Consider the following 21,193-nt stretch of genomic DNA (forward strand, 5'->3'; position numbering starts at 1 on the left):
GCTGGACAATCCCGGACGTGCGTCCAGGAGGATCAGGCGTCGGTCGAGGCCTCTGCCTGGTCGTCGGCGGGAGCCTCGGCCTGGTCGTCGGCGGAAGCCTCGGCCTCGGCGGCGTTCTGCGACTTGCCGGGGTTGGCCTTCGCGTCCGCCTTGCGGGCCGCCTGGGCCTCGCGGGCCTCGGCCATCGCCTCGGTCTTCTTCTTGTGCGGACCGAGGACCATGATCATGTTGCGGCCGTCCTGCTTCGGGTTCGACTCGACGAACCCGAGGTCGGCCACATCCTCCGCCAGACGCTGCAGCAGTCGGTAGCCCAGCTCGGGGCGGGACTGCTCACGACCGCGGAACATGATCGTGATCTTGACCTTGTCACCCTGCTTGAGGAACCGGACGACGTGACCCTTTTTGGTGTCGTAGTCGTGCGGGTCGATCTTCGGCCGGAGCTTCATCTCCTTGATGACCGTGTGCGCCTGGTTCTTGCGCGCCTCACGGGCCTTCATGGCCGACTCGTACTTGAACTTCCCGTAGTCCATGAGCTTGCACACGGGCGGACGGGCGTTCGCCGCGACCTCGACCAGGTCCAGGTCGTACTCCTGCGCAAGCTCCAGGGCCTTGGCAAGCGGGACAATCCCGACCTGCTCGCCGCTGGGACCGACAAGTCGCACCTCGGGAACGCGAATCCGGTCGTTGATGCGGGGCTCGGCGCTGATGGATCCTCCTCGGTAGCACCTCGCGGCAGCCTGGTGTGACAGCCGCGGACGTCTGTGTCTTCGTGGGACCTAACCGCGCCGGGACACGAAAAATGCCCCGCACGGTCTCACAGGCGGGGCTCCTCGAACTGCTACCGGAGCACCGCCGCGATCGTCGCGGGGCGCGCATTCGGCGAAACGACGTCCTGGAAGGACGGCTCTCGCTGACCGGTGACCCGCCGCCCCGTGGGCAGCCAGGTGGGAGTTCGAAGGACTCCACTTGTGGGCCGGGTCCGTGGTCTCACGACACACGTGTCCGGCCGGTCGTGGACACAAGATTAGCAGGTCGCCGGGCGCGCCGCCAACGCGGTGCCGCACGCGCGGCGGCGGTGGTCCCGCGCGAGGACGGGGCCGGGCCTGCGCCTATCGTGTGGGGCATGAGTGAGAGTTCTGAGACGCCCGACTTCGACGCCATGACCCGTGACATCGCGGAGGTCCCCGCCGTCGAGGTCATCGTGACGGTCGCCGTGAACCTGATGAGCGCCGCCGCGGTCAACCTCGGCCTCACCGACGAGGGTGACAAGTACAAGGACCTCGACGAGGCCCGCAAGCTGATCCACGCGCTGGCCGGCCTGCTGGACGCGAGCGCCACCGAGATCAGCTCCTTCCACGCCGCCCCGCTGAAGGACGGCCTGAAGTCGCTTCAGCTCGCCTTCCGCGAGGCGTCCACCGTCGCGGACGAGCCGGGGCAGGGCCCGGGCGAGAAGTACACGGGCCCCGTCTGGGGCTGACGCCGACACCGGCGCGGCGCGCCCGGCGCGGCGCGCCCGGGCACGTACAGCTCAGCGCACGTACAGGGGCTCGCCCGGCAGCGAGGTCCCGGCCGGCACCACCGCCAGGTCGAGACCGCGCAGCAGGCGGGCCCTCAGCGTCTCGTCCTCCGCGAGCCGTCCCGCCAGCGAGCGGACCACGGCCGGGGCGGCCTCCGGGTCGTCCAGCACCAGCGCGAGCATCCCGTCCCGCTCCCCCGGCAGCAGGTAGGCCAGCCCCACCGCGGGCTCGGCGGCGACCGTCGCGCGGACCGCGTCCGCGACGGCCGGGTCGGCCGACGGGTCGAGGGCGGTGCGGCCCTCGGCCAGCGCCAGCAGCGCCGGGCGGTTCAGCTCGTAGGCCACCGGTCCGGCCAGGTCCAGCACGATGGTGTCCGCCTTCTCGTGCGCGGCGGCGCGCAGCGCCTGTCCCAGCGGGACGGCGACGGGGCGGGCGGCCGGGTCCCACAGGGCCAGCGCCTCGGTGGAGGTGAAGGCGGGCAGCGCGGTGCGGTCGCCGGCCTTCAGGGTCGGCACGGCCATGTCGCTGGTCTTCTCCCGGCGCAGGCCGTTCTCGTCCACCTCGACCTCGCCGAGGACGGCGACCACGGGGACGAGGAGGCGGGCGTCCTTCAGCGCCTCCAGCACGGGGCCGTGCGCGGTGCGGTCCTTCGACCAGGCCTCCAGGGCGGCGGCGAGGCGGGGGTCCGCGGAGCCGTCGTCGTCGGCGAACCCGGGGTCGGGGATGTTCTTGTTCACGCCCCGACCCTATCGCCGCGGCCGGGAGCGCCCTGCGGCGAGGCACGGGGCCGGGCCGGGCACGGGATCGGCGGCGGCCGGGGGCCTGGGGCCTGGTGGCGTCGGCGGCGGACGCGGGGCCTCGTGGCGTCGGCGTCGGACGCGGGACCTGGTCGCGTCAGCGGCGGACGCGGGGGCGGACCAGGAGGGCGGCGGCCAGGAGCAGGACGATGCCCGCGCCCGCGGCGGGGAACGCCCAGTCCGGGCCGTCGGACTCGCCGACCGCGTCGCCCGGCCCGTCCCCGAAGTACCGGTCGGCGTACTGGGCGGCCACCCGCCGCTCCTCCGGCTCGCTCTTCTCCGCCGCCTGGAGCGCGCCGACGGGGTTCACCAGGCCGTGGCCCCGGGAGTCGTCGCGTCCGCCCTTCGGGGAGTCCTGGGCGGTGTCCTCGATCAGCCGCTTGACCTGGGCGGGCGTGAGCTCGGGGTGCTCCGACTTCAGCAGCGCCGCCGCCCCCGACACCCACGCGGCCGCCGCGCTGGTGCCCCAGCCCTCGTAGTACTGCCCGTCCGGGTCGGCCGTCACCACGTCCACGCCGGGCGCGCTGACCGTGGCGTACCACCGCCGGGTGGAGAAGTCGGCCCGCCTGCCGTCGCGGTCCACCGCCGTCACCGCGATGACGCCGGGGTAGGCCGCCGGGTAGGACACCCGGTTGCCGGACTCGCCGCCGTTGCCGGCCGAGGCCACCACGACGACCCCCTTGGCCAGCGCGTACTGCACGGCCTCGTCCTGCTCGGGTTCGGGGTGGGCGGACTTGGAGTCGTCGCCCAGCGAGAGGTTGATGACGTCCGCGCCGTGGTCGACGGCCCACCGGATGCCCTCGGCCAGCGCGTTCGCGCGGGTCCGCCGGGCCTTGGACAGCTGCGGGTCGCTCTCCTCGAGGATGACCCGCACCGGCATGATCCGGGCCTCCGGGGCGAGACCCATCACGCCGTCGCCGTGGTTCCAGCCGTGGCCGTGACCGGCGATGATGCCCGCCATGGCGGTGCCGTGGCCCGCCCAGGCGTCGTCACCCGGCCCGGCGCCGAAGCCGACCAGGTCCTTGCCGGTCAGTACGTTGCCCGCCAGGTCCTCGTGGTCCGCGTCGACCCCGGTGTCCAGCACGGCGACGGTGACGCCCGCACCGCGCGTGGTCCGCCAGGCCTGCTCCGCGCGCAGCTCGCGCAGCGCCCACTGCCCGTCCCGGATCAGGTCGGCGTGCGCCACGGTCGCCGGCTGCAGCACCAGGACCGCGCCCAGCACGGCGCCCAGGCCGGCCACCCGTCGGCCGGGACCGGCCGCGCGGCGGCGCGGGGCGGCCCGGCGCGGATCCGGGGCGTCCTCAAAGGCCGGCGCCCGGCCGCCGGTCGTGCCGGGGCCGTGCGGGGTGCGGGGGGTGTGGGTCACGACGGGGTCTCCCGGGGCGGGGCGACGGCCTTGCGGAGGTCCCGGGCGAACAGGCCGGCCAGCCGGCCCGCGTCGTGGCCGAGCCCGGCCTGCGCGGGGGCCGCGTCCACGGAGCCCTGAAGCGCGTCCGGGGCCGGCACCGGCTCGCTCACCTCACGGCCGTCGGCCCAGCCGGAGACGGCGTAGACCACGACAGGCGCCTCGGTGAGCACGTCGATCGCCCACGAGGCCCGCTGCTCGTCGCCGAACCCCTCGGCGAGGGTGCCCTCGGCCGCGTACGGGCGGGGCAGCCGGTCGGCGCTGCGGTCCAGCCGGCCCTTGGCCACCTTGGTGCGCAGCGCGCGCATCCGGTCGGCGTCGCCCTCGGTGAAGAGCAGGCCGACGGTGACCAGGTGGCTTCGGGTGGCGTCGGTGTAGGTGGCGCGCAGCAGGCGCTCGCAGCCGACCGCGGCCAGTGTCCTGCGCAGCGCGGGGTCGAAGGCGCCGGAGCAGTCGCCGTCGGGGGCGACCGCGACGCGCTTCCAGGTGCGGTCGGCGCCGCCGGGGCCGAGGTCCCGGCCCTTGACGGAGGGCGGGAAGAGCTCGTCCACCGGGGTGGTGCGCCACATCTCGCGGGCCTCGGCGTAGGAGTCCGCGCCGCCGTCGGCCCCGCCGGTGATCCCCGCGGTGACGCCGGCGGCCAGCAGCCCGGTGCCCAGCAGCCCGCAGGCCAGCGCCGCGCCCAGCCGCCCGCGCGGGCGTGCCGGAGGAGCGGGGGCGGGGGCGGCGCCGGGCGCCGGGGAGCCGAAGGGCGCGGCCGAGGAGGCGGAGTCGGTGACCGGGCCGGCGTTCGGCGGTCCCCACGGCGGCCGCTCGGGCGTCGCGCGCCGGACCGGGCCGGACGGCACGGGGCGCAGGCGGACGGTGGTCTCCTGGGCGGTCTGCCGTGACCCCACGGCCGGGGGCGTGTCGGGGAACCGCGCGGTCGCCGGGGGCGGAGGCGGCGTCCCGGACCCGGTGGCCTGCTCGGTCTCGCCGTGCTGCGGGGAGCGGGGCGTGGCGGAGGGCGGCGGGTCGTGCGGCGGCCGGACCGGCGGCGCCGGACGGCGCGCTTCCGTGCTCATCTCCACCCCCGCCTCGTGCCTGGTGTGCGCGTCACTCTACGGCCAGACGCCGCGGGCACGGGAACCGGTTCTCGCGGTCGCGGCATCTGCCCGGATCGTCCCCCTACCCTGGCGTGCCCATGCCTGGCACGCTGCGACCATGACTGCCCGAGCCGCCGACCGGGCCCGGTACGACCGGGCCACCGCCCATCTCGACGCGCCGCTGGCCGTCGTCGACCTGGAGGCCTTCGACGCCAACGCCGACGACCTGGTCCGCCGGGCCGGCGGCAAACCCGTGCGGGTGGCCAGCAAGTCGGTCCGCTGCCGGCCGCTGCTGGAGCGTGTGCTGGCGCGGCCGGGGTTCGCCGGGATCATGTCGTTCACCCTGCCGGAGTCCCTGTGGCTGGCCCGCGGCGGCTTCGGCGACGTGCTCTGCGCCTATCCGTCCGCGGACCGCTCGGCCTTCGCCGAGCTGTGCGCCGACCCCAAGCTCGCCGCCGCGGTGACGGTCATGGTCGACGATCCGGCGCAGCTGCGGCTGATCGAGGAGGCGCGCGGGGAGGGCCGGGAGACGGTCCGGGTCTGTGTGGAGCTGGACACCTCGCTGCGGCTGCTGGGCGGGCGGATCCGGGTGGGCGCCCGCCGCTCTCCGCTGCACGCCCCGGAGCAGGTGGCCGAGATGGCGCGCGCGGTGGCCGCCCGGCCGGGGTTCCGGCTGGTCGGCGTGATGGCGTACGAGGGTCACGTCGCCGGGGTGGGCGACGCGGTGGCCGGCAAGCCGCTGAAGTCGCGCGCGGTGCGGCTGATGCAGGCGGCCGCGCGGCGCGAGCTGGCGGCGCGGCGGGCGGCGGCGGTCCGGGCGGTGCGTGAGGTCGCGCCGCACCTGGAGTTCGTCAACGGCGGCGGCACGGGGAGCGTGCAGCACACGGTGGCGGAGGAGGCGGTCACCGAGGTGGCCGCGGGCTCGGGGCTGTTCGTGCCGCGGCTCTTCGACCACTACACGTCCTTCCACGCCCGCCCGGCCGCGCTGTTCGCCCAGCCGGTGGTGCGGCGGCCGGGCGTGGGCGCGGTGACGGTGCTGGGCGGCGGCTACCCGGCGTCCGGCGCGCCCGGCCCGGACCGGCTCCCGCAGCCGTACCTGCCGGAGGGGCTGCGGTACGACGCGATGGAGGGCGCCGGCGAGGTGCAGACGCCGTTGCTGGGGGCGGCCGCGGACGACCTGCTGGTCGGCGACCGGGTGTGGTTCCGTCACGCCAAGGCGGGCGAGCTGTGCGAACGCTTCGACACCCTGCACCTGGTGGAGGGCGACCGGGTCGTCGCCGCGGCCCCCACCTACCGGGGCGAGGGCATGACCTTCCTCTGAGGTGAGGCATCATGCGAGGTGAGCCCCGAATTCGCTGCTCCAGCAGCGAATTCGGGGCTCACCTCCGAGCAACACGGACGGTACTCAGTGGGGCTGGTCGGGGATGACGGTGCCGTCGTCGCGGCGGACCGGGGCTTCGCCGCCGTCGGGCAGGGTGAAGGCCGTGGTGGAGCAGGGGTAGGGGGCGCGCGGCGGGGCGAGCGGCTGGAGGAACATCGGCTGGACCAGCCACCTGCCGTCGGCGTCGTCGAGCGCCCGGCACATGATCTCCGGCTTGTGCCGGTCGAGCACCACCCGCAGCCCGGTGGCGTCGCCCACGAAGGTGACGTCGGTGTCCGCGTCGCCCGCGCCGAGCGCGGGACGGCGCGCGGGCCGCTGCCGTTCCCAGGCGGCCGCGCCCCGCACCCCGTAGATCCGCTCGTTGATCCAGCAGCGTTTGCCCTCGATGTACGGGATCGCCTCGCCCCGGTTGACGCCCACCCCCCCACAGCCCGCGGCGTCCATGGTGATCCGCCCCCGCGCGTCCGTGACGGCGCGGATGGCGGCGGTGTGCCTGGCGTCCACGCCGAGGGCCCCTGACCAGACCTCGGTGACGGGCTCGAACCCGGCGGAGACCACGTGGACCGCGAACCCGGCCTGCCGCAGGGCGGCCACGAGTTCGCGCTGCTGGTCGTAGTAGCGGACCCAGCCGGGAACGGAGCGGGTGCCCAGCCGGACCGTGGAGCCGACGGGCGCGGCCAGCGCCTCCTTCCGTGCCGCCGCGGCCACCTCGCGGACCTCCTGCTCGGTGAGTCCGGCGAACAGCCGGGGCACCCAGGCGTACTGGGGGACGGTGCGGCGGTGGTTCCAGGACCCGGCGAAGGCGGGCTCGCCGGCGGCGGTGCGCCCGGTCTCGCGGATCAGGGAGATCTCGTCGGCGCAGGCAGGCATCGCGGAGGTGGGCATCGCGCCGCCGGCCGGCTTGCGTCCGCAGGCCGCCCGCAGGGCGCCTTCGGCGGCGGGGGTGAGCCACGGGCTGGTGTCGGACCAGTCGGCGGGCCGCCGCAGCCGGTCGTGGCGCAGTGCCCAGGAGAGGGTGGCGTCGGTGACGTCGTTCTTGACGAGGGTGTTGTCCCAGTCGAAGACGGCGACCGGGCGCGCCCCGCGCCGGCCGGTGGCGCACGGCCCCACGGTGTCGATCAGCCGTTGCAGCCGCTCCCGGTTGCCGCCGGCCCAGTCCCCGGCGAGGCGGGGGCAGTCGGCGGCCGGGGCCGTCCGCGGGGCGGCGGCCGGCGCCGGGGCCGCCGCGGCCACCAGGGCGATGGCCGCGGCGAGGGTCCGGGCGGCACGGAGGAACGGGCGTCGTCGCTTCAGGTGTCCCATATGCCCGGGACCGTACACCTCCGTCCGCTACAGCGGCGTGACGTACGCGCCCGAAATGCCGCCGTCGACGAGGAAGTCGGTGGCGTTGACGAAGGAGGAGTCGTCGCTGGCGAGGAAGGCCACGGCGGCGGCGATCTCCTCGGCCTCCGCGAACCGGCCGGCCGGGATGTGCACGAGCCGGCGCGCGGCCCGCTCGGGGTCCTTGGCGAACAGCTCCCGCAGCAGCGGGGTGTTGACGGGGCCGGGGCACAGGGCGTTGACGCGGATGCCCTCGCGGGCGAACTGCACACCGAGCTCACGGGACATGGCGAGCACGCCGCCCTTGGAGGCGGTGTAGGAGATCTGCGAGGTGGCCGCGCCCATCCGGGCCACGAAGGACGCCGTGTTGATGATCGAGCCCTTGCCCTGCCGCCGCATGTACGGGATGGCGGCCTTGCAGCACAGGAACACCGAGGTCAGGTTGACCTCCTGGACCCGCTTCCACGCCTCCAGTCCGGTGTCCAGGATGGAGTCGTCGTCGGGCGGCGAGATGCCGGCGTTGTTGAAGGCCACGTCCACCGACCCGTAGGTCTCGAAGGCGGTGCGGAACAGCGCCTCCACCTGCTCCGGGTCGGTGACGTCCACCTGCACGAACAGCCCTCCCACCTCGTCCGCGGCGGCCTTGCCGGTGGTCTCGTCGACGTCGCCGCACACCACGTGCGCGCCCTCCGCGGCGAGACGGCGGACGGTCGCCAGGCCGATGCCGCTGCCCGCCCCGGTGACGACGGCGGTACGGCCCACGAGGCGGCGGCAGACGGGCTGCTCAAGGGTGTCGGTCATCGGTCGGACCCTTCCGTGCTGATGAAGACGTTCTTGGTCTCGGTGAAGGCGGCCAGGGCGTCCGGGCCGAGCTCCCGGCCGATCCCGGAGGAGCCGAAGCCGCCGAACGGCGTCCAGTACCGCACGCTGGAATGCGAGTTGACCGACAGGTTGCCGGCCCGCACGGCCCGGGAGACCCGCAGGGCGCGGCCCACGTCGCGGGTCCACAGGGAGCCCGAGAGCCCGTACTCGGTGTCGTTGGCGAGCCGGACGGCGTCCGCCTCGTCCTCGAAGGGCAGCACCACGGCCACCGGCCCGAAGATCTCCTCGCGGGCCGCCGGGGCGTGCGGTGCGACGCCGGTGAGCACGGTCGGCGGGAACCAGAAACCGGGGCCGTCGGGGGCCTCGCCGCGGACCGCGGGCGCGGCGCCCCGGTCCACGGCGTCGTCCACCAGGGTGCGCACCCTCTCCAGCTGGGTGCGGGAGATCAGCGGTCCCATCTGCGTCCCCTCGTCCGCGGGGTCGCCCACCCGGACGGACGCGACGGCGGGCTCCAGCAGCTCCAGGAAGCGGTCGTACACCGGGCGCTGCACCAGGATCCGGGTGCGGGCGCAGCAGTCCTGCCCCGCGTTGTCGAGGAACGACATCGGGGCGGCGGCCGCGGCGGCCTCCAGGTCGGCGTCGGCGAAGACGATGTTGGGGCTCTTGCCGCCGAGTTCCAGGGTGACCCGCTTCACCTGGTCGGAGCAGAGGGTCATCACGCGTTTGCCGACACGGGTGGAGCCGGTGAAGACGATCTTGGCGACGCCGGGGTGGCGGACCAGCGCCTCGCCCGCGACGTCGCCGCGCCCCGGGAGCACCTGGAGCAGGTGCTCGGGAAGCCCTGCCTCCAGAGCCAGTTCGGCCAGCCGCAGCGCGGTGAGCGGGGTGGTCTCGGCGGGCTTGAGGACCACCGCGTTGCCCGCCGCGAGCGCCGGGGCGAACCCCCAGGCGGCGATGGGCATCGGGAAGTTCCACGGCACGATCACGCCCACCACGCCGAGCGGTTCGAGGAAGGTGACGTCGACGCCGCCGGCCACCGGGATCTGGCGGCCGTTCAGCCGTTCCACGCCGCCGGCCGCGTAGTCCAGCAGGTCACGGACGTTGCCGGCCTCCCAGCGCGCGTTGCCGGCGGTGTGCCCGGCCTGGCGGATCTCCGTGCGGGCCAGTTCCTCGACGTGCTCGTCGACGACGGCGGCGAACCGCCGCAGCAGGCGGGCGCGTTCGCCGGGGGCCAGGGCCGCCCACGCGGTCTGCGCGCGGGCGGCCCGGCGGACGGCCGTGTCGACGTCCTCCTCGGTGGCTCCCGGGACGGTGGCGATCACCTTGGCCGTGGCCGGGTCGAGCACGTCGAGGTCGTACGGGTTGCTCATGCCGTTCCGTTCTCCACGGTGGGTCTCAGAGCCGTTCGAAGGAGCGGCGCAGCTCCCAGTCGGTGACCGCGGCGTCGTAGGCGGCGACCTCGACGCGGGCCATGTTCAGGTAGTGGTCGACCACCTCGTCGCCGAAGGCGGTGCGGGCGATGTCGCTGTGCTCCCACAGGTCGGCGGCGTCCCGCAGGGTTCCGGGCACCCGGTCGTAGCCGGCCGCGTAGGCGTTCCCGGCGCAGGCGTCGGGGAGTTCGAGCTTCTGGTCGATGCCGTGCAGGCCGGCAGCGATCAGGCCGGCCAGGGCGAGGTAGGGGTTGACGTCGCCGCCGGGCAGCCGGTTCTCGAACCGCAGGGACTGCCCGTGGCCCACGACGCGCAGCGCGCAGGTGCGGTTGTCGTGGCCCCAGGCGACGGCGGTCGGCGCGAACGAGCCGGGCTGGAACCGCTTGTAGGAGTTGATGTTCGGCGCGTACAGCAGGGTGAACTCCCGCAGCGCGGCGAGCTGTCCGGCCAGGAAGTACCGCATGGTCTCCGACATGCCGTCCTCGCCGTCGCCGGACATCACGCTGCGGCCGTCGGTGTCCCACAGCGAGAGGTGGACGTGGCAGGAGTTGCCCTCGCGTTCGTTGTACTTGGCCATGAAGGTCAGCGAGAGGCCCTCCTGCGCGGCGATCTCCTTGGCCCCGGTCTTGTACAGGGCGTGCTGGTCGCAGGTGGTGAGCGCCTCGTCGTAGCGGAACGCGATCTCGTGCTGTCCGGGGTTGCACTCGCCCTTGGCGGACTCCACGACCATCCCGGCGGCGGCCATCTCGTTGCGGATGCGGCGCAGCAGCGGTTCCATCCGGCCGGTGCCGAGCACCGAGTAGTCGACGTTGTACTGGTTGGCCGGGGTGAGGCCGCGGTAACCGGCGTCCCAGGCCTGCTCGTAGGTGTCCTTGAAGACGATGAACTCCAGCTCGGTGCCCGCCTTGGCGGTCAGCCCGTGGGCGGCCAGCCGGTCCAGCTGGCGGCGCAGGATCTGCCGGGGCGACTCGGCGACGGGGCTGCCGTCGGACCAGGCGAGGTCGGCGGTGAGCAGGGCGGTGCCGGGGTGCCAGGGGATCCGCCGCAGGGTGCTGACGTCGGGGTACATGGCGAAGTCGCCGTAGCCCTGCTCCCAGGAGGACATCGCGTAGCCGTCGACGGTGTTCATCTCGGTGTCGACGGCCAGCAGGTAGTTGCAGCCCTCGGTGCCGTGGTCGAGCACCTCGTCGAGGAAGAAGCGGGCGGCGAACCGCTTGCCCTGAAGCCTTCCCTGCATGTCGGTGAAGGCGAGCACGACGGTGTCGATCTCTCCGGCGGTCACCAGGGCCTTGAGTTCGTCGACGCCGAGGTGGGGTGTGCGGTCGGCCATGGGACGGTCCTCCTTCAGGCTCACGCACAGGCTGTTCGGCCTGCCGGAGCCTTAACGTACGGTTCGGGGCGTTCACCGGGGAAGAGGGCGCGACGGGGGTTCCCGGGGCGTCCCCCACCCCCTGGGGCTCCGTTTCCCTCGGGTTGAAAACCTGAACGGTACCCACAAGGGTGTGCGGCAGGACCGTGGGAGGAGTGCCGCATGACCGGACGTCCGCTGATCGGGGTCAGCACCTACCTGGAGGCGGGGGTGCGGTGGGGTGCGTGGGAACTGGACGCGGCCCTGCTGCCGTCCGGCTACCACCGGCTGGTGCAGCGGGCCGGGGGCATCGCGGCGCTGTTGCCGCCGGACGCGCCCGAGCGGGCGGCGGAGACGGTGGCCCGGCTCGACGGCCTGCTGATCGCGGGCGGCCCGGACGTCGACCCCGCGCGCTACGGCGCGCAGCGCGACCCCCGCACGGGACCGCCGGCGCCGGAGCGTGACGCGTGGGAGCTGGCGCTGATCCGGGCGGCGCTGGAGGCGCGGGTGCCGCTGCTGGGGGTCTGCCGCGGCATGCAGCTGCTGAACGTCGCGCTCGGGGGCACGTTGGTGCAGCACCTGGACGGGCACGCGGGGGCGCCTGGTGTGTTCGGGCGGCACGCGGTGGCTCCCGTCCCGGGCACCCGGTACGCGGAACTGGTCCCCGAGGTCACCTCGGTGCCCTCCTTCCACCACCAGGCGGTGGACCGGCTGGGGGCGGGGCTGGTGGTGGCGGCGCGGGCGGTGTCCGACGGGACGGTCGAGGCGGTCGAGCGGCCCGGGCCCGACCTGGTCCTCGGCGTCCAGTGGCACCCCGAGATGGCCACCGACCTCCGCCTCCTCCACGCCCTCACCCGCACCACCGCCCCGGCCCGCGCGTAACCGTCCCCGTGCGTGCGTCCAGGGGGCGATGGGGGTCCTCCCCCAGGGCCTCACATGGAGCAGCAGGCCCGCGAGGCAGGGGGTCAGACGCGGGTGAGGGCGAGGAGCTCGCGGGCGGGGCCCACGGGGCGGTGGCCGGTGGGCCAGACGGCGCGCAGGTCGCGCCCGAGCCGCAGGGACGCGTCGAGCCGCACCGGCACCAGCCGCCGCGCCGCCACCTCCTCCGCGACCGCCAGCTCGCTGACCACCGCCGGCCCCGCCCCGCCGACCGCCGCCGTCTTCACCGCCGTCGTCGAGGACAGCTCGATCAGCGGCCGGGTGAGCCCGCCGAGCGCGACCTCCAGCACCTGCCGCGTCCCCGACCCCTCCTCGCGGAGGATCAGCGGTGTGCGGGCGAGCTCCTCGGCCGTCACCGGCTGCCGCCGCCGCGCCCACGGGTGCCCGGGCGCGACGACCACCAGCAGCAGGTCGTGCGCGACCACCGCCGAGTCCAGCCCCTCCGGCACGGTGAGCCCTTCCACGAACCCCAGGTCGGCCTCGTCGGACCGCACCCGCCGCGCCACCTCCGCAGAGTTGCCGGCGTGCAGCGACACCGCCGTGCCGGGCCGCCGCTCGCTCAGCGCGATCAGCCACCCCGGCAGGAGGTACTCGGCGATCGTCATGCTGGCCGCGACCCGCAGCCGCGAGTCCCGCCGGTCCTTGAGCGCCTGTGTGCCCGCGTCGAACGCCGCCGCCGCCTCGACCACCTTGCGGGCCCAGTCCGCCACCAGTTGCCCGGTGTCGGTGAGCCGGGAGCCCCGCGGCGAGCGGTCCACCAGGGCCAGCCCGAGGTGGCGCTCCATCGACCGCACCCGGCTGCTGGCCGCCGGCTGCGAGACGCCCAGCTCGCGGGCCGCCCGGCCCAGGCTCCCCAGCCGCGCCACCGCCAGCAGCAGCTCCAGCGCCCCGAGGTCCGGCACCCGGTGGGCGAGGGACCCGGCCACGTGGGAGGCGTCGTGCCGGGTGTCGTGCTGGTCGTCGGGGCGGCTGCTCATAACCTCAGCTTATGTCCTCATAGGAACGAGCCCTCTGCCCGCCCCGGGGCCCGCGCCGGACGCTGGGGAACATGATCCGCGCAGTACGTCATCTCGGCCCCAACTGGTACGCAGCCGTCATGGGCACGGCCGTCCTCGGCACCGCCGGCGCGGGGCTTCCCGCACCGCTCGGCGGGCTGCGCGGGCTCTGGGCCGGCCTGTGGGCGCTCTCCTCGCTGATGCTGGCGGCGCTGCTGACCGCCCGCGCCCTGCACTGGCGGCATCACGGCGACCAGGCCCGCCGCCACCTGCTGGACGCCTCCGTGGCCCCGTTCTACGGGTGCCTGTCGATGGCGCTGCTGGCCGTGGGCGGCGGCGCGGTGACGGTCGGCCGGGACTGGATCGGACTGCCCGCCGCCGTCGCCCTGGACGCCGCGCTGTTCACCGCGGGCACGTTGACGGGCCTGGCGGCGGCCGTCGCCGTCCCGTACCTGATGGTGGTGCGCCACCGCCCCTCCCTCGCCGACGCCGCGCCCGCCTGGCTGCTGCCGCTGGTCGCGCCGATGGTCTCGGCGGCGCTGGGCCCGTTGCTGGTCCCCCACCTGCCGGAGGGCGCCGCCCGGCGGACGATGCTGGCGCTGTGCCTGGCGCTCTTCGGCCTGAGCCTGCTGGCGGTGCTGGTGACGCTGCCCGTGGTGTTCGCCCGGCTCCTCACCGGTGGGCCGCCGCCCCTGGCCCTCACCCCGACCCTGTTCCTGGTGCTGGGCCCGCTGGGGCAGTCGAGCACCGCCGCGGGGAACCTCGCTGCCGTCGCACCGGGCACGGTCCCCGCCCCGTACGCCGAGGTGGCGGGCGTGACGGCGGTGCTCTACGGCGTCCCGGTGACCGGCTTCGCCCTGCTGTGGCTGGCCCTCGCGGCCGCCCTGGTGGTGCGCGCGGTCCGCGCGGGCATGGGCTTCGCGATGACCTGGTGGGCGTTCACCTTCCCGGTGGGGACCTGCGTGACCGGCGCGACCGCGCTGGGTCACCGGACGGGCCTCGCCGTGTTCGACGCCCTGGCTGTGGCCCTGCTCGCGCTGCTGCTCGCCGCGTGGACCGCTGCGGCGTTCGGCACCGCGCGGGGCCTGCGCCGCGGCGACCTCCTGGCCGGCCCGGCGGCCGCCGGGCCGCTGCCCGCCAAGCCGCTGCCGGTCGCACCCGTCACCACTCCGGCGGAAGCCGCCACCACCGAAGCCGTCCCCACCGAAGCCGGCCCGTCGAAAGCCGCCGCCCCGTCGGCGACCGCCCCCGGGCGCACCCCGGCGACGGTCTGACCCCCGCCGCGGGACGAGGCACGGGCGGCGCGGATTCCGCCACCGCCCTCGGTCGTACCGCCCGCGGTCCTACCGCGCCCGGTCCTGCGTCGCCTCGATGTGCTCGGCCACCGCGACCACCACCACCCGCGTCCCCGGCTCGGTGGCCCGCCACCGGTGCCGGACCCCGCCGGTGAGGTAGAGCGTGTCGCCGCGCCCCAGCCGGTAGGCGCGGCCCTCGGCCTCGACCTCCACGGCGCCGTCGGCGACGTACATCAGCTCGTCGTTGCGGTGCTGGAACTCGCGCCCCGCGTCGTACTCCCCGCTGATCTCGGTGGCGTGCATCTGGTGGTGCCCGCGTACCAGCGTGCGGGTCCGCGTCTCCCCCACCGCCGGCACCGCGCTCTCGTCTCCGAAGCCCTCACCGCGCACCAGGTCGACGCTGCAGGCCGGGTCGGCGGCCGCCAGCAGTTCCACCGCAGTGGTCCGCAAAGCGTCGGCGACCTTGTCCAGGGACCGCCGGCTGGGCCGCGCCCGCTCGTTCTCGATCTGGCTGAGGAACGGCACGGACAGGCCGCTGCGTTCGGCCACCGCGGCGAGGGTGAGTTCGAGCGCGCGTCGGCGCCGCCGGACGGCCGCCCCCACCCGAAGGGGCTGTTCCTTGTGGTCGCCCATCGCTCCGGCTCCCTCCCTCGCTGCTGTCGGCGCGCGCCCGAGAAGACCCGCGCGTACTCCATGGTGCGGGAAGTCCTGTCGAAGACTTCCTTGACCCCCGGCCCTGCGGCCAAACAGAACTCGACGAACCGTCACCATCCGCGTCCGTCGCACGACGGACCGTACGAACGGGTCCGACCCCGGCTGCGAGGGCAGCCGGGGTCGGAGCGTAGCACTACGTGGCCGTCCGGATCCTCCCCGTGCACGAGGTGACGTCCGGACCGCCGGCCGTCACCCGCCGGAGGTCATCCGGCCGGGCACGTCCGGGTGTTCCTCGAGCCACGCCTCGACGGCCTGCGGCTCCTTCCCCTTGCCCCGGCGGACGATCTCCGCCTCCAGCGAGGCGAGCTCCTTCTCGGACATCCGGAAGCCCTTGATCCAGCCGGCGAGCCGCGGGTACCGCTCGGTGAAGTCCCCGGCGGCGATGGTGTGGATCTTGTTGCCCGCGCCCCACGCCTTCTTCGGGTCGGCGAGCTTGGTGAGCTCGTACTCGTCGTAGGCCCAGTGCGGCGACCACAGGGTGACCGCCACCGGCTTCTTCTCCGCGTACGCCCGCTTGAGTTCGGCGAGCATGGCGGGGGTGGAGCCGTCGACGACCTTGTACTCGTCCTCGAGCCCGTAGGCCGGCAGGACGTCCTTCTTCAGTAGGTTCATCTCGCCGGTGCCCGGCTCGATGCCGATGATCCGGCCGTCGAACTCCTCGGCGCGGCCGCGGAGGTCCGCCATGGAGTCGACGCCCTTGACGTAGGAGGGCACGGCGATCTCCAGGGAGGTCGGTTCGTACCAGCTGCCGAGGTCCGTCAGGTCGTCCTTGGTCTTCTCCCAGAAGTTGCTCTGGGCGTGCGGCAGCCAGGCGTCGAAGTTGAGGTCGACGTCCCCGCTCGCGAGGCCGGTGTAGACCGGGCCGACGTCCATCTGCTTGAGGTTCATCCGGTAGCCGCGCTCCTCCAGGACGTGCTTCCAGAGGTAGGTGACGGCGACGTCCTCCTCCCACGGGAACCAGGCGACCTCCAGCGGCTGCCGGGTCTCCGCGTCGCCCTTGCCGCCCTTCGCGCCCTTGGGGAGCGGGGCCCACTTGTCGACCAGCTCGGGGTGCTTCTTCAGCCACGCCTTGACGGCCTTGTCCTGGTTGCCCTTGCCCGCGGCGTTGATCTCCGCCTCGAGCCCGGTGAGCTGCTTCTCGGACATCGAGAAGTCGCGCAGCCAGCCGGCGACGACCGGGTTCTCCTGCGAGTACCCGTCCCGCGCCAGCGTGTGGATCTTGTCGCCGGAGCCCCAGGCGCCCTCGGGGTCCTTCAGCTTCTTCAGCTCGAAGTCGTTGTAGGCCCAGTGCGGCGACCAGAGGGTGACCGCGATCGGCTTCTTCGCCGCGTAGGCACGCTTGAGTTCGGCGAGCATGGCCGGGGTCGAGCTGTCGACCACCTTGTACTCGTCCTTCAGCCCGTAGGCGGGCAGCACCTTGTTCTTCAGCAGTTCCATCTCGCCCGCGCTGGGCTCGATGCCGGTGATCCTCCCGCCGAACTCGTCGGCGCGGCCCTTGAGATCGGCCATCGAGTCGATGCCGTCCATGTACGCGGGGACGGCCAGCTCCAGCGAGGTGGGCCCGTACCAGGCGCCCAGGTTCTCCACCTTGCCGCCGTGCTTCTTCAGGAAGGGGCCGGAGGTGGTGGGCAGCCAGGCGTCGGTCTGGAAGTCGATGTCGCCGTTCGCGAGCGCGGTGTACAGCGGCGCCACCTCGTACTGCTGCACCTCGACGTCGAAGCCGCGCTGCTCCAGCACGTTCTTCCAGACGAAGGTGGAGGCGACGGCCTCCTCCCAGGTGACGTAGCCGATGGTGACCTTCTTGCCCTTGCCGACGTCCGCGGCGTCGCCGACGGCGGTGGCGGGCGCGGTGCCCGTCCCGCCGACCGCGCCGAGCAGGCCCGCGGTGAGCGCCAGCGCGACCACGCCGGCGCCCGCGACGACCGGCCGGGGCCGGTAGGACAGCACCCGCGACAGCCCGGTGGCGCGCACGGCCGCGGCCGCGCGGCGGCCCAGCGGCGACAGCTCACGGCCCAGCGCGGAGGTCATCCGGTCGAGGTACACGGCGAGGATCACGATCGACAGGCCGGCCTCCGCGCCGAGCCCGACGTCGAGCTGCCCGATGGCCTCGTTGACCGCGCCGCCGAGGCCGCCGGTGCCGACCATGCCGGCGATGGCCGCCATGGACAGGCCCAGCATGATGACCTGGTTGACGCCCGCCATGACGGTGGGCAGCGCCAGCGGCAGCTGGACGCGCAGCAGCGTGTTGCGGCGGGTGGTGCCGAACGCCTCGGCCGCCTCGACCAGTTCGGGGTCGACCTGGCGGATGCCCAGCTCGGTGAGGCGGACGGCGGGGGCCACCGCGAAGATGAGGGTGGCGACGATGCCCGCGGGGGCGCCGGTGCCGAAGAAGATGATGGCCGGGATCAGGTAGACCATGGCCGGCAGGGTCTGCATGAAGTCCAGCACCGGGCGCACCGCGGCGCTCACCCGGTCCGAGCGGGCCGCCCAGATGCCGACCGGCACGCCCACGGCGAGCGCGATGACGGTCGCCACCAGCAGCAGCGCGAGCGTGGACATGGAGTCGGACCACAGGCCGAGCGCGTCCACGAACGCGAAGCCGAGGAAGCTGAGCAGGCCGGCCGACAGGCCGCGCAGCCGCCAGGCGACGACCGCCAGGATGCCGGTCATCAGCAGCGGCTCCGGCGCCTGCAGGACGGCGTCCAGCCCGTCCCAGGCGCCTTCGAAGACGGTCTTGCAGAGGTCGAAGAACCAGGCGAGGTGGGCGCGGAGCCATTCGACCCCGCTGTTGACCCACTCGCCGAAGGTGATGCGGGGCATCAGGCCGCCACCTCCCCGGCGCCGGCGGCCGGCCGGCCGCAGTCGGCGCTCCGCCGGGTTCCCTCGGCGTCGTCGGGGTCGACGTCGCCGATCACCGCGACCAGCCGCTCCTGCGAGACGGTGCCGACCAGGTCGCCCGCGGCGTCCACGACGGCGACGGGGTGGCCGGTGCGTGCGCCCAAGGCGCACAGCTCGTCGAACGGCGTGTCCGGGCCGGCGGCGGGGCAGTCGCAGGCGGGCTTGCCGCCGCCGGTGGCGGGGTCCATCACGGAGGCCGCGGTCAGCACCTTGGAGCGGTCGACGTCCCGGATGAAGGAGGCGACGTACTCGCCCTCGGGGCGGACCAGGATGTCCTCCGCGGTGCCGATCTGCACGATCTCGCCGTCGCGCATGACGGCGATGCGGTCGCCGAGGCGCATGGCCTCGTTGAGGTCGTGGGTGATGAAGACGATGGTCTTGTGCAGGGTCTTCTGCAGTTCGAGCAGCTGGTCCTGCATCTCGCGGCGGATCAGCGGGTCGAGGGCGCTGAAGGACTCGTCCATCAGCAGCAGGTCGGCGTCGGTGGCCAGGGCGCGGGCGAGGCCGACGCGTTGGCGCATGCCGCCGGACAGCTCGTCGGGCCAGGACTTCTCCCAGCCCTCCAGGCCGCACAGGGCGAGCGACTCGGTGGCGCGCTTCTCCCGTTCGGCGCGCGGGACGCCCTGGACCTCGAGGCCGTAGGCGGCGTTCTGCAGCACGGTGCGGTGCGGGAAGAGCGCGAAGTGCTGGAAGACCATGCTGATGCGCCGTGAGCGCAGGGTGCGCAGCTCGGCGGCGGAGAGCGCGGACAGGTCCTGCCCGTCGAAGCTGACGCTGCCGGCGGTGGGCTCGAGCAGCCCGTTGAGCATGCGCAGCAGCGTGGACTTGCCGGACCCGGACAGGCCCATGACCACGAAGATCTCGCCCGGCTCCACCGTGAAGGAGGCGTCGACGACGGCGGCGGTGATGCCGTCGGCCCTCAGTTCCTCGCGGTCGGCGCCCGCACGCAGCCGCTCCACCGCCTGCTCGGGTCTTCTTCCGAACACCTTGTAGACGTTCTCGGCCCGCAACCTGGATGACACCGTTCAGCCTCTCGTCCTGCCGTCCGTACCTCCGGGCCGTTGGCAACTGCAACGGCCCGGACAAGACCCGTGCCTGCCCGGACCCCACGGGGGCAAACACCTGTTCAGGCCGCCTACACGGCACGCTCACATTCGTGTCCCGTCCGAGACACGCCTCAACCACCGGTACGGCAAGATGGCGAACCGTGACCGGACGACTGATGCTTCTCGACACCGCCTCCCTCTACTTCCGCGCGTACTTCGGCGTGCCCGAATCGGTGAAGGCGCCGGACGGCATGCCGGTGAACGCGGTGCGCGGGCTGCTGGACTTCATCGACCGGCTGGTCAAGGACCACCGGCCCGACGCGCTGGTGGCCTGCATGGACGCGGACTGGCGGCCGGCCTGGCGGGTGGAGCTGATCCCCTCCTACAAGGCGCACCGGGTGGCCGAGGAGCGCGAGGGCGGCCCGGACGCCGAGGAGGTGCCGGACACCCTCTCCCCGCAGGTCCCGGTGATCGAGGCCGTGCTGGACGCCCTCGGCATCGCCCGGGTGGGGGTGGCGGGGTACGAGGCGGACGACGTGATCGGCACCTTCACGGCGCGCGCGAGCGGGCCGGTGGACATCGTCACCGGCGACCGCGACCTGTTCCAGCTCGTCGACGACGCGCGCGGGGTGCGGGTGCTCTATCCGGTGAAGGGCGTCGGCAACCCGCAGATCATGGACGAGGCGGCCCTGCGCGAGAAGTACGGGGTGGACGGCCGCGGCTACGTGGACCTGGCGCTGCTGCGCGGCGACCCGAGCGACGGCCTGCCCGGCGTTCCCGGCGTCGGCGAGAAGACCGCCGCCAAGCTGCTGGACCGGTTCGGGGACCTGGCGGGGATCATGGCCGCGGTGGACGACCCGGCCTCCGGCCTCACCCCGGCGCAGCGCCGTCGCCTGGACGAGTCGCGGCCGTACGTGGCGGTGGCGCCGAAGGTGGTGCGGGTGGCCTCCGACGTGCCGCTGCCCGAGGTCGACCCGACGCTGCCGAAGGGCCCGCGGGATCCGGAGATGGTCGAGGCGCTGGGCGCACGATGGAACCTGGGCGGCTCGCTCCAGCGGCTGCTGCTCACCCTGGAGGCGTGAGGGGCGCGGTCGGGGGCGGCGGGAGCGCCGTGCTCGAAGAACGCCAGCGACTTTCTCGCCACATCGGACCGTGACCACTGATTCGGTGTTAGCTTAGGGGAGCCTAAGCTAACTCGCAGGGAGGCCAGTCATGGCAGCGCGCCCCGTCCGCAAGTCTCCGCCCAAGCCGCATCTCGGGCGGGTGATCCGCACCCAGCGGCTCACGCCGCACATGCAGCGGGTGGTCTTCGGCGGCGAGGGGCTGTCCGCCTTCGAGGCGGGGACGCGTACGGACCACTACGTGAAGCTGGTGTTCCCGGCCGACGGCGTCGAGTACCCCGAGCCGTTCAGCATGGCCCAGGTCCGCGAGGAGTTCCTCCGGGAGCAGTGGCCGGTCACCCGCACCTACACGGTCCGCGCCTGGGACCCGGAACTGCGCGAGCTGACCGTCGACTTCGTGGTCCACGGCGACGAGGGCCTGGCCGGTCCCTGGGCCCTGGCCGCCCGTCCGGGCGACACGATGCTGATGCTGGGCCCCGGTGGCGCCTACGCCCCCGATCCCACGGCGGACTGGCACCTGCTGGTCGGCGACGAGAGTGCCCTGCCGGCCGTCGCGGCGGCCCTGGAGTCGCTGCCCGAGGGGGCGGAGGTCCGCGCGTTCCTCGAGGTCTCCGGACCGGAGGACGAGCAGAAGATCGACACCGACGCGGAGATCGTCTGGCTGCACCGGGGTGACGCCCCGGTGGGCTCGCTGCTGGTCGCGGCCGTGGCGTCCATGGAGTGGCCGGAGGGCCGCCCGCACGCCTTCGTGCACGGCGAGGCGGCCTTCGTGCGCGACCTGCGGCGGATGCTGCGCGTCGAGCGGCAGATCCCCCGTGAGGACCTCTCGGTGTCCGGCTACTGGCGGATCGGGCACACCGAGGACCGCTGGCAGGCCGCCAAGCCCGAGTGGAACGCCGCGGTCGAGGCCGAGCAGGAGGGTGACGCCCCCGCGGGCACGCCCGCCGCCCGCGCAGCAGCCGAGCCCGCCGACGCCGCCTCCGGGCAGGCCTCCGCCCGGGTCCTCTCCCCCGCCGCAGCCTGACGGCCCCGATCACCGTGACCGGCCCGGCCACCGCTCGACCGGTGCCGGGCCGGCGC

The 21,193-nt window shown here is 74.3% G+C and carries 18 protein-coding genes; 6 read left to right on the plus strand and 12 right to left on the minus strand.

The features are described from left to right. Positions 1 to 32: 32 nt before the first annotated feature. A complete protein-coding gene (gene infC / locus ABT026_RS05640) occupies positions 33 to 707 on the minus strand; it encodes a translation initiation factor IF-3 (RefSeq protein WP_351112771.1) in 675 nt (224 codons plus the stop codon). A 416-nt stretch (positions 708 to 1,123) separates the two neighbouring features. Here infC and ABT026_RS05645 point away from each other — a divergent pair, with 416 nt between their 5' ends. After that, complete coding sequence (locus tag ABT026_RS05645) at positions 1,124 to 1,477, plus strand: DUF1844 domain-containing protein (RefSeq protein ID WP_351112483.1); 354 nt, start codon at positions 1,124 to 1,126, stop codon at positions 1,475 to 1,477. Positions 1,478 to 1,528: 51 nt separating this feature from the next. Here ABT026_RS05645 and ABT026_RS05650 read toward each other — a convergent pair whose 3' ends face one another. The 3 genes from ABT026_RS05650 to ABT026_RS05660 form a co-directional block, all read right to left on the minus strand. Further along, the gene (locus tag ABT026_RS05650; RefSeq protein ID WP_351112485.1) at positions 1,529 to 2,254 is read right to left on the minus strand and encodes an SseB family protein; all 726 of its coding nucleotides are present in this window, start codon (positions 2,252 to 2,254) and stop codon (positions 1,529 to 1,531) included. Between the two features lie 157 nt (positions 2,255 to 2,411). After that, a complete protein-coding gene (gene mycP, locus ABT026_RS05655; RefSeq protein WP_351112773.1) occupies positions 2,412 to 3,554 on the minus strand; it encodes a type VII secretion-associated serine protease mycosin in 1,143 nt (380 codons plus the stop codon). A 122-nt stretch (positions 3,555 to 3,676) separates the two neighbouring features. Continuing rightward, positions 3,677 to 4,783 (minus strand): hypothetical protein, encoded by a 1,107-nt coding sequence (locus tag ABT026_RS05660; RefSeq protein WP_351112487.1) that lies wholly within the window; start codon positions 4,781 to 4,783, stop codon positions 3,677 to 3,679. 139 nt (positions 4,784 to 4,922) lie between these two features. Here ABT026_RS05660 and ABT026_RS05665 point away from each other — a divergent pair, with 139 nt between their 5' ends. Continuing rightward, positions 4,923 to 6,125, plus strand: coding sequence for an amino acid deaminase/aldolase (locus tag ABT026_RS05665; RefSeq protein WP_351112489.1), 1,203 nt, complete (start codon positions 4,923 to 4,925; stop codon positions 6,123 to 6,125). Between the two features lie 84 nt (positions 6,126 to 6,209). Here the strand turns inward: ABT026_RS05665 and ABT026_RS05670 are convergent, their stop codons facing one another. Genes ABT026_RS05670 through ABT026_RS05685 form a run of 4 tightly spaced genes read right to left on the minus strand, consistent with a single transcriptional unit; the run spans position 6,210 to position 11,087 of the window. Beyond that, entirely contained in the window at positions 6,210 to 7,487 is a 1,278-nt protein-coding gene (locus ABT026_RS05670; RefSeq protein WP_351112491.1) for an HAD family hydrolase, read from the minus strand. 27 nt (positions 7,488 to 7,514) lie between these two features. Further along, positions 7,515 to 8,306 carry a 3-oxoacyl-ACP reductase gene (locus tag ABT026_RS05675; RefSeq protein ID WP_351112493.1) on the minus strand — a complete coding sequence of 264 codons (792 nt, stop codon included), beginning with the start codon at positions 8,304 to 8,306 and terminating at the stop codon, positions 7,515 to 7,517. After that, on the minus strand, positions 8,303 to 9,697 hold the full coding sequence (locus ABT026_RS05680) for an aldehyde dehydrogenase family protein (RefSeq protein WP_351112495.1): 1,395 nt from the start codon (positions 9,695 to 9,697) through the stop codon (positions 8,303 to 8,305). Before ABT026_RS05680 ends, ABT026_RS05675 begins: the two co-directional genes overlap by 4 nt. 25 nt (positions 9,698 to 9,722) lie before the next feature. Beyond that, a complete protein-coding gene (locus tag ABT026_RS05685) occupies positions 9,723 to 11,087 on the minus strand; it encodes a glutamine synthetase family protein (protein WP_351112497.1) in 1,365 nt (454 codons plus the stop codon). 201 nt (positions 11,088 to 11,288) lie between these two features. Between ABT026_RS05685 and ABT026_RS05690 the strand changes: the two genes are divergently transcribed. Next, entirely contained in the window at positions 11,289 to 11,987 is a 699-nt protein-coding gene (locus ABT026_RS05690; protein WP_351112499.1) for a gamma-glutamyl-gamma-aminobutyrate hydrolase family protein, read from the plus strand. Positions 11,988 to 12,070: 83 nt separating this feature from the next. Here ABT026_RS05690 and ABT026_RS05695 read toward each other — a convergent pair whose 3' ends face one another. Beyond that, a complete protein-coding gene (locus tag ABT026_RS05695) occupies positions 12,071 to 13,021 on the minus strand; it encodes a LysR family transcriptional regulator (protein ID WP_351112502.1) in 951 nt (316 codons plus the stop codon). 71 nt (positions 13,022 to 13,092) lie between these two features. Here ABT026_RS05695 and ABT026_RS05700 point away from each other — a divergent pair, with 71 nt between their 5' ends. Then, a complete protein-coding gene (locus ABT026_RS05700; RefSeq protein WP_351112504.1) occupies positions 13,093 to 14,313 on the plus strand; it encodes a TDT family transporter in 1,221 nt (406 codons plus the stop codon). 69 nt (positions 14,314 to 14,382) lie between these two features. Here ABT026_RS05700 and ABT026_RS05705 read toward each other — a convergent pair whose 3' ends face one another. The 3 genes from ABT026_RS05705 to ABT026_RS05715 form a co-directional block, all read right to left on the minus strand. Continuing rightward, a complete protein-coding gene (locus ABT026_RS05705; RefSeq protein WP_351112506.1) occupies positions 14,383 to 14,967 on the minus strand; it encodes a helix-turn-helix domain-containing protein in 585 nt (194 codons plus the stop codon). A gap of 270 nt (positions 14,968 to 15,237) precedes the next feature. After that, entirely contained in the window at positions 15,238 to 17,868 is a 2,631-nt protein-coding gene (locus ABT026_RS05710) for an ABC transporter permease/substrate binding protein (RefSeq protein WP_351112509.1), read from the minus strand. Beyond that, positions 17,868 to 18,968 carry a quaternary amine ABC transporter ATP-binding protein gene (locus ABT026_RS05715; protein ID WP_351112511.1) on the minus strand — a complete coding sequence of 367 codons (1,101 nt, stop codon included), beginning with the start codon at positions 18,966 to 18,968 and terminating at the stop codon, positions 17,868 to 17,870. The genes ABT026_RS05710 and ABT026_RS05715 overlap by 1 nt, the downstream gene beginning before the upstream one ends. Positions 18,969 to 19,153: 185 nt before the next feature. On the opposite strand from ABT026_RS05715, the gene ABT026_RS05720 reads away from it, so the two are divergent. Beyond that, entirely contained in the window at positions 19,154 to 20,074 is a 921-nt protein-coding gene (locus ABT026_RS05720) for a 5'-3' exonuclease (RefSeq protein WP_351112513.1), read from the plus strand. A gap of 130 nt (positions 20,075 to 20,204) precedes the next feature. Continuing rightward, positions 20,205 to 21,137, plus strand: a complete 933-nt coding sequence (locus tag ABT026_RS05725) for a siderophore-interacting protein (protein WP_351112515.1) — start codon at positions 20,205 to 20,207, stop codon at positions 21,135 to 21,137. Positions 21,138 to 21,193 lie beyond the last annotated feature (56 nt).

The organism is Streptomyces sp. NPDC002734, from assembly GCF_040295685.1.
Taxonomy (GTDB): Bacteria; Actinomycetota; Actinomycetes; order Streptomycetales; family Streptomycetaceae; genus Streptomyces.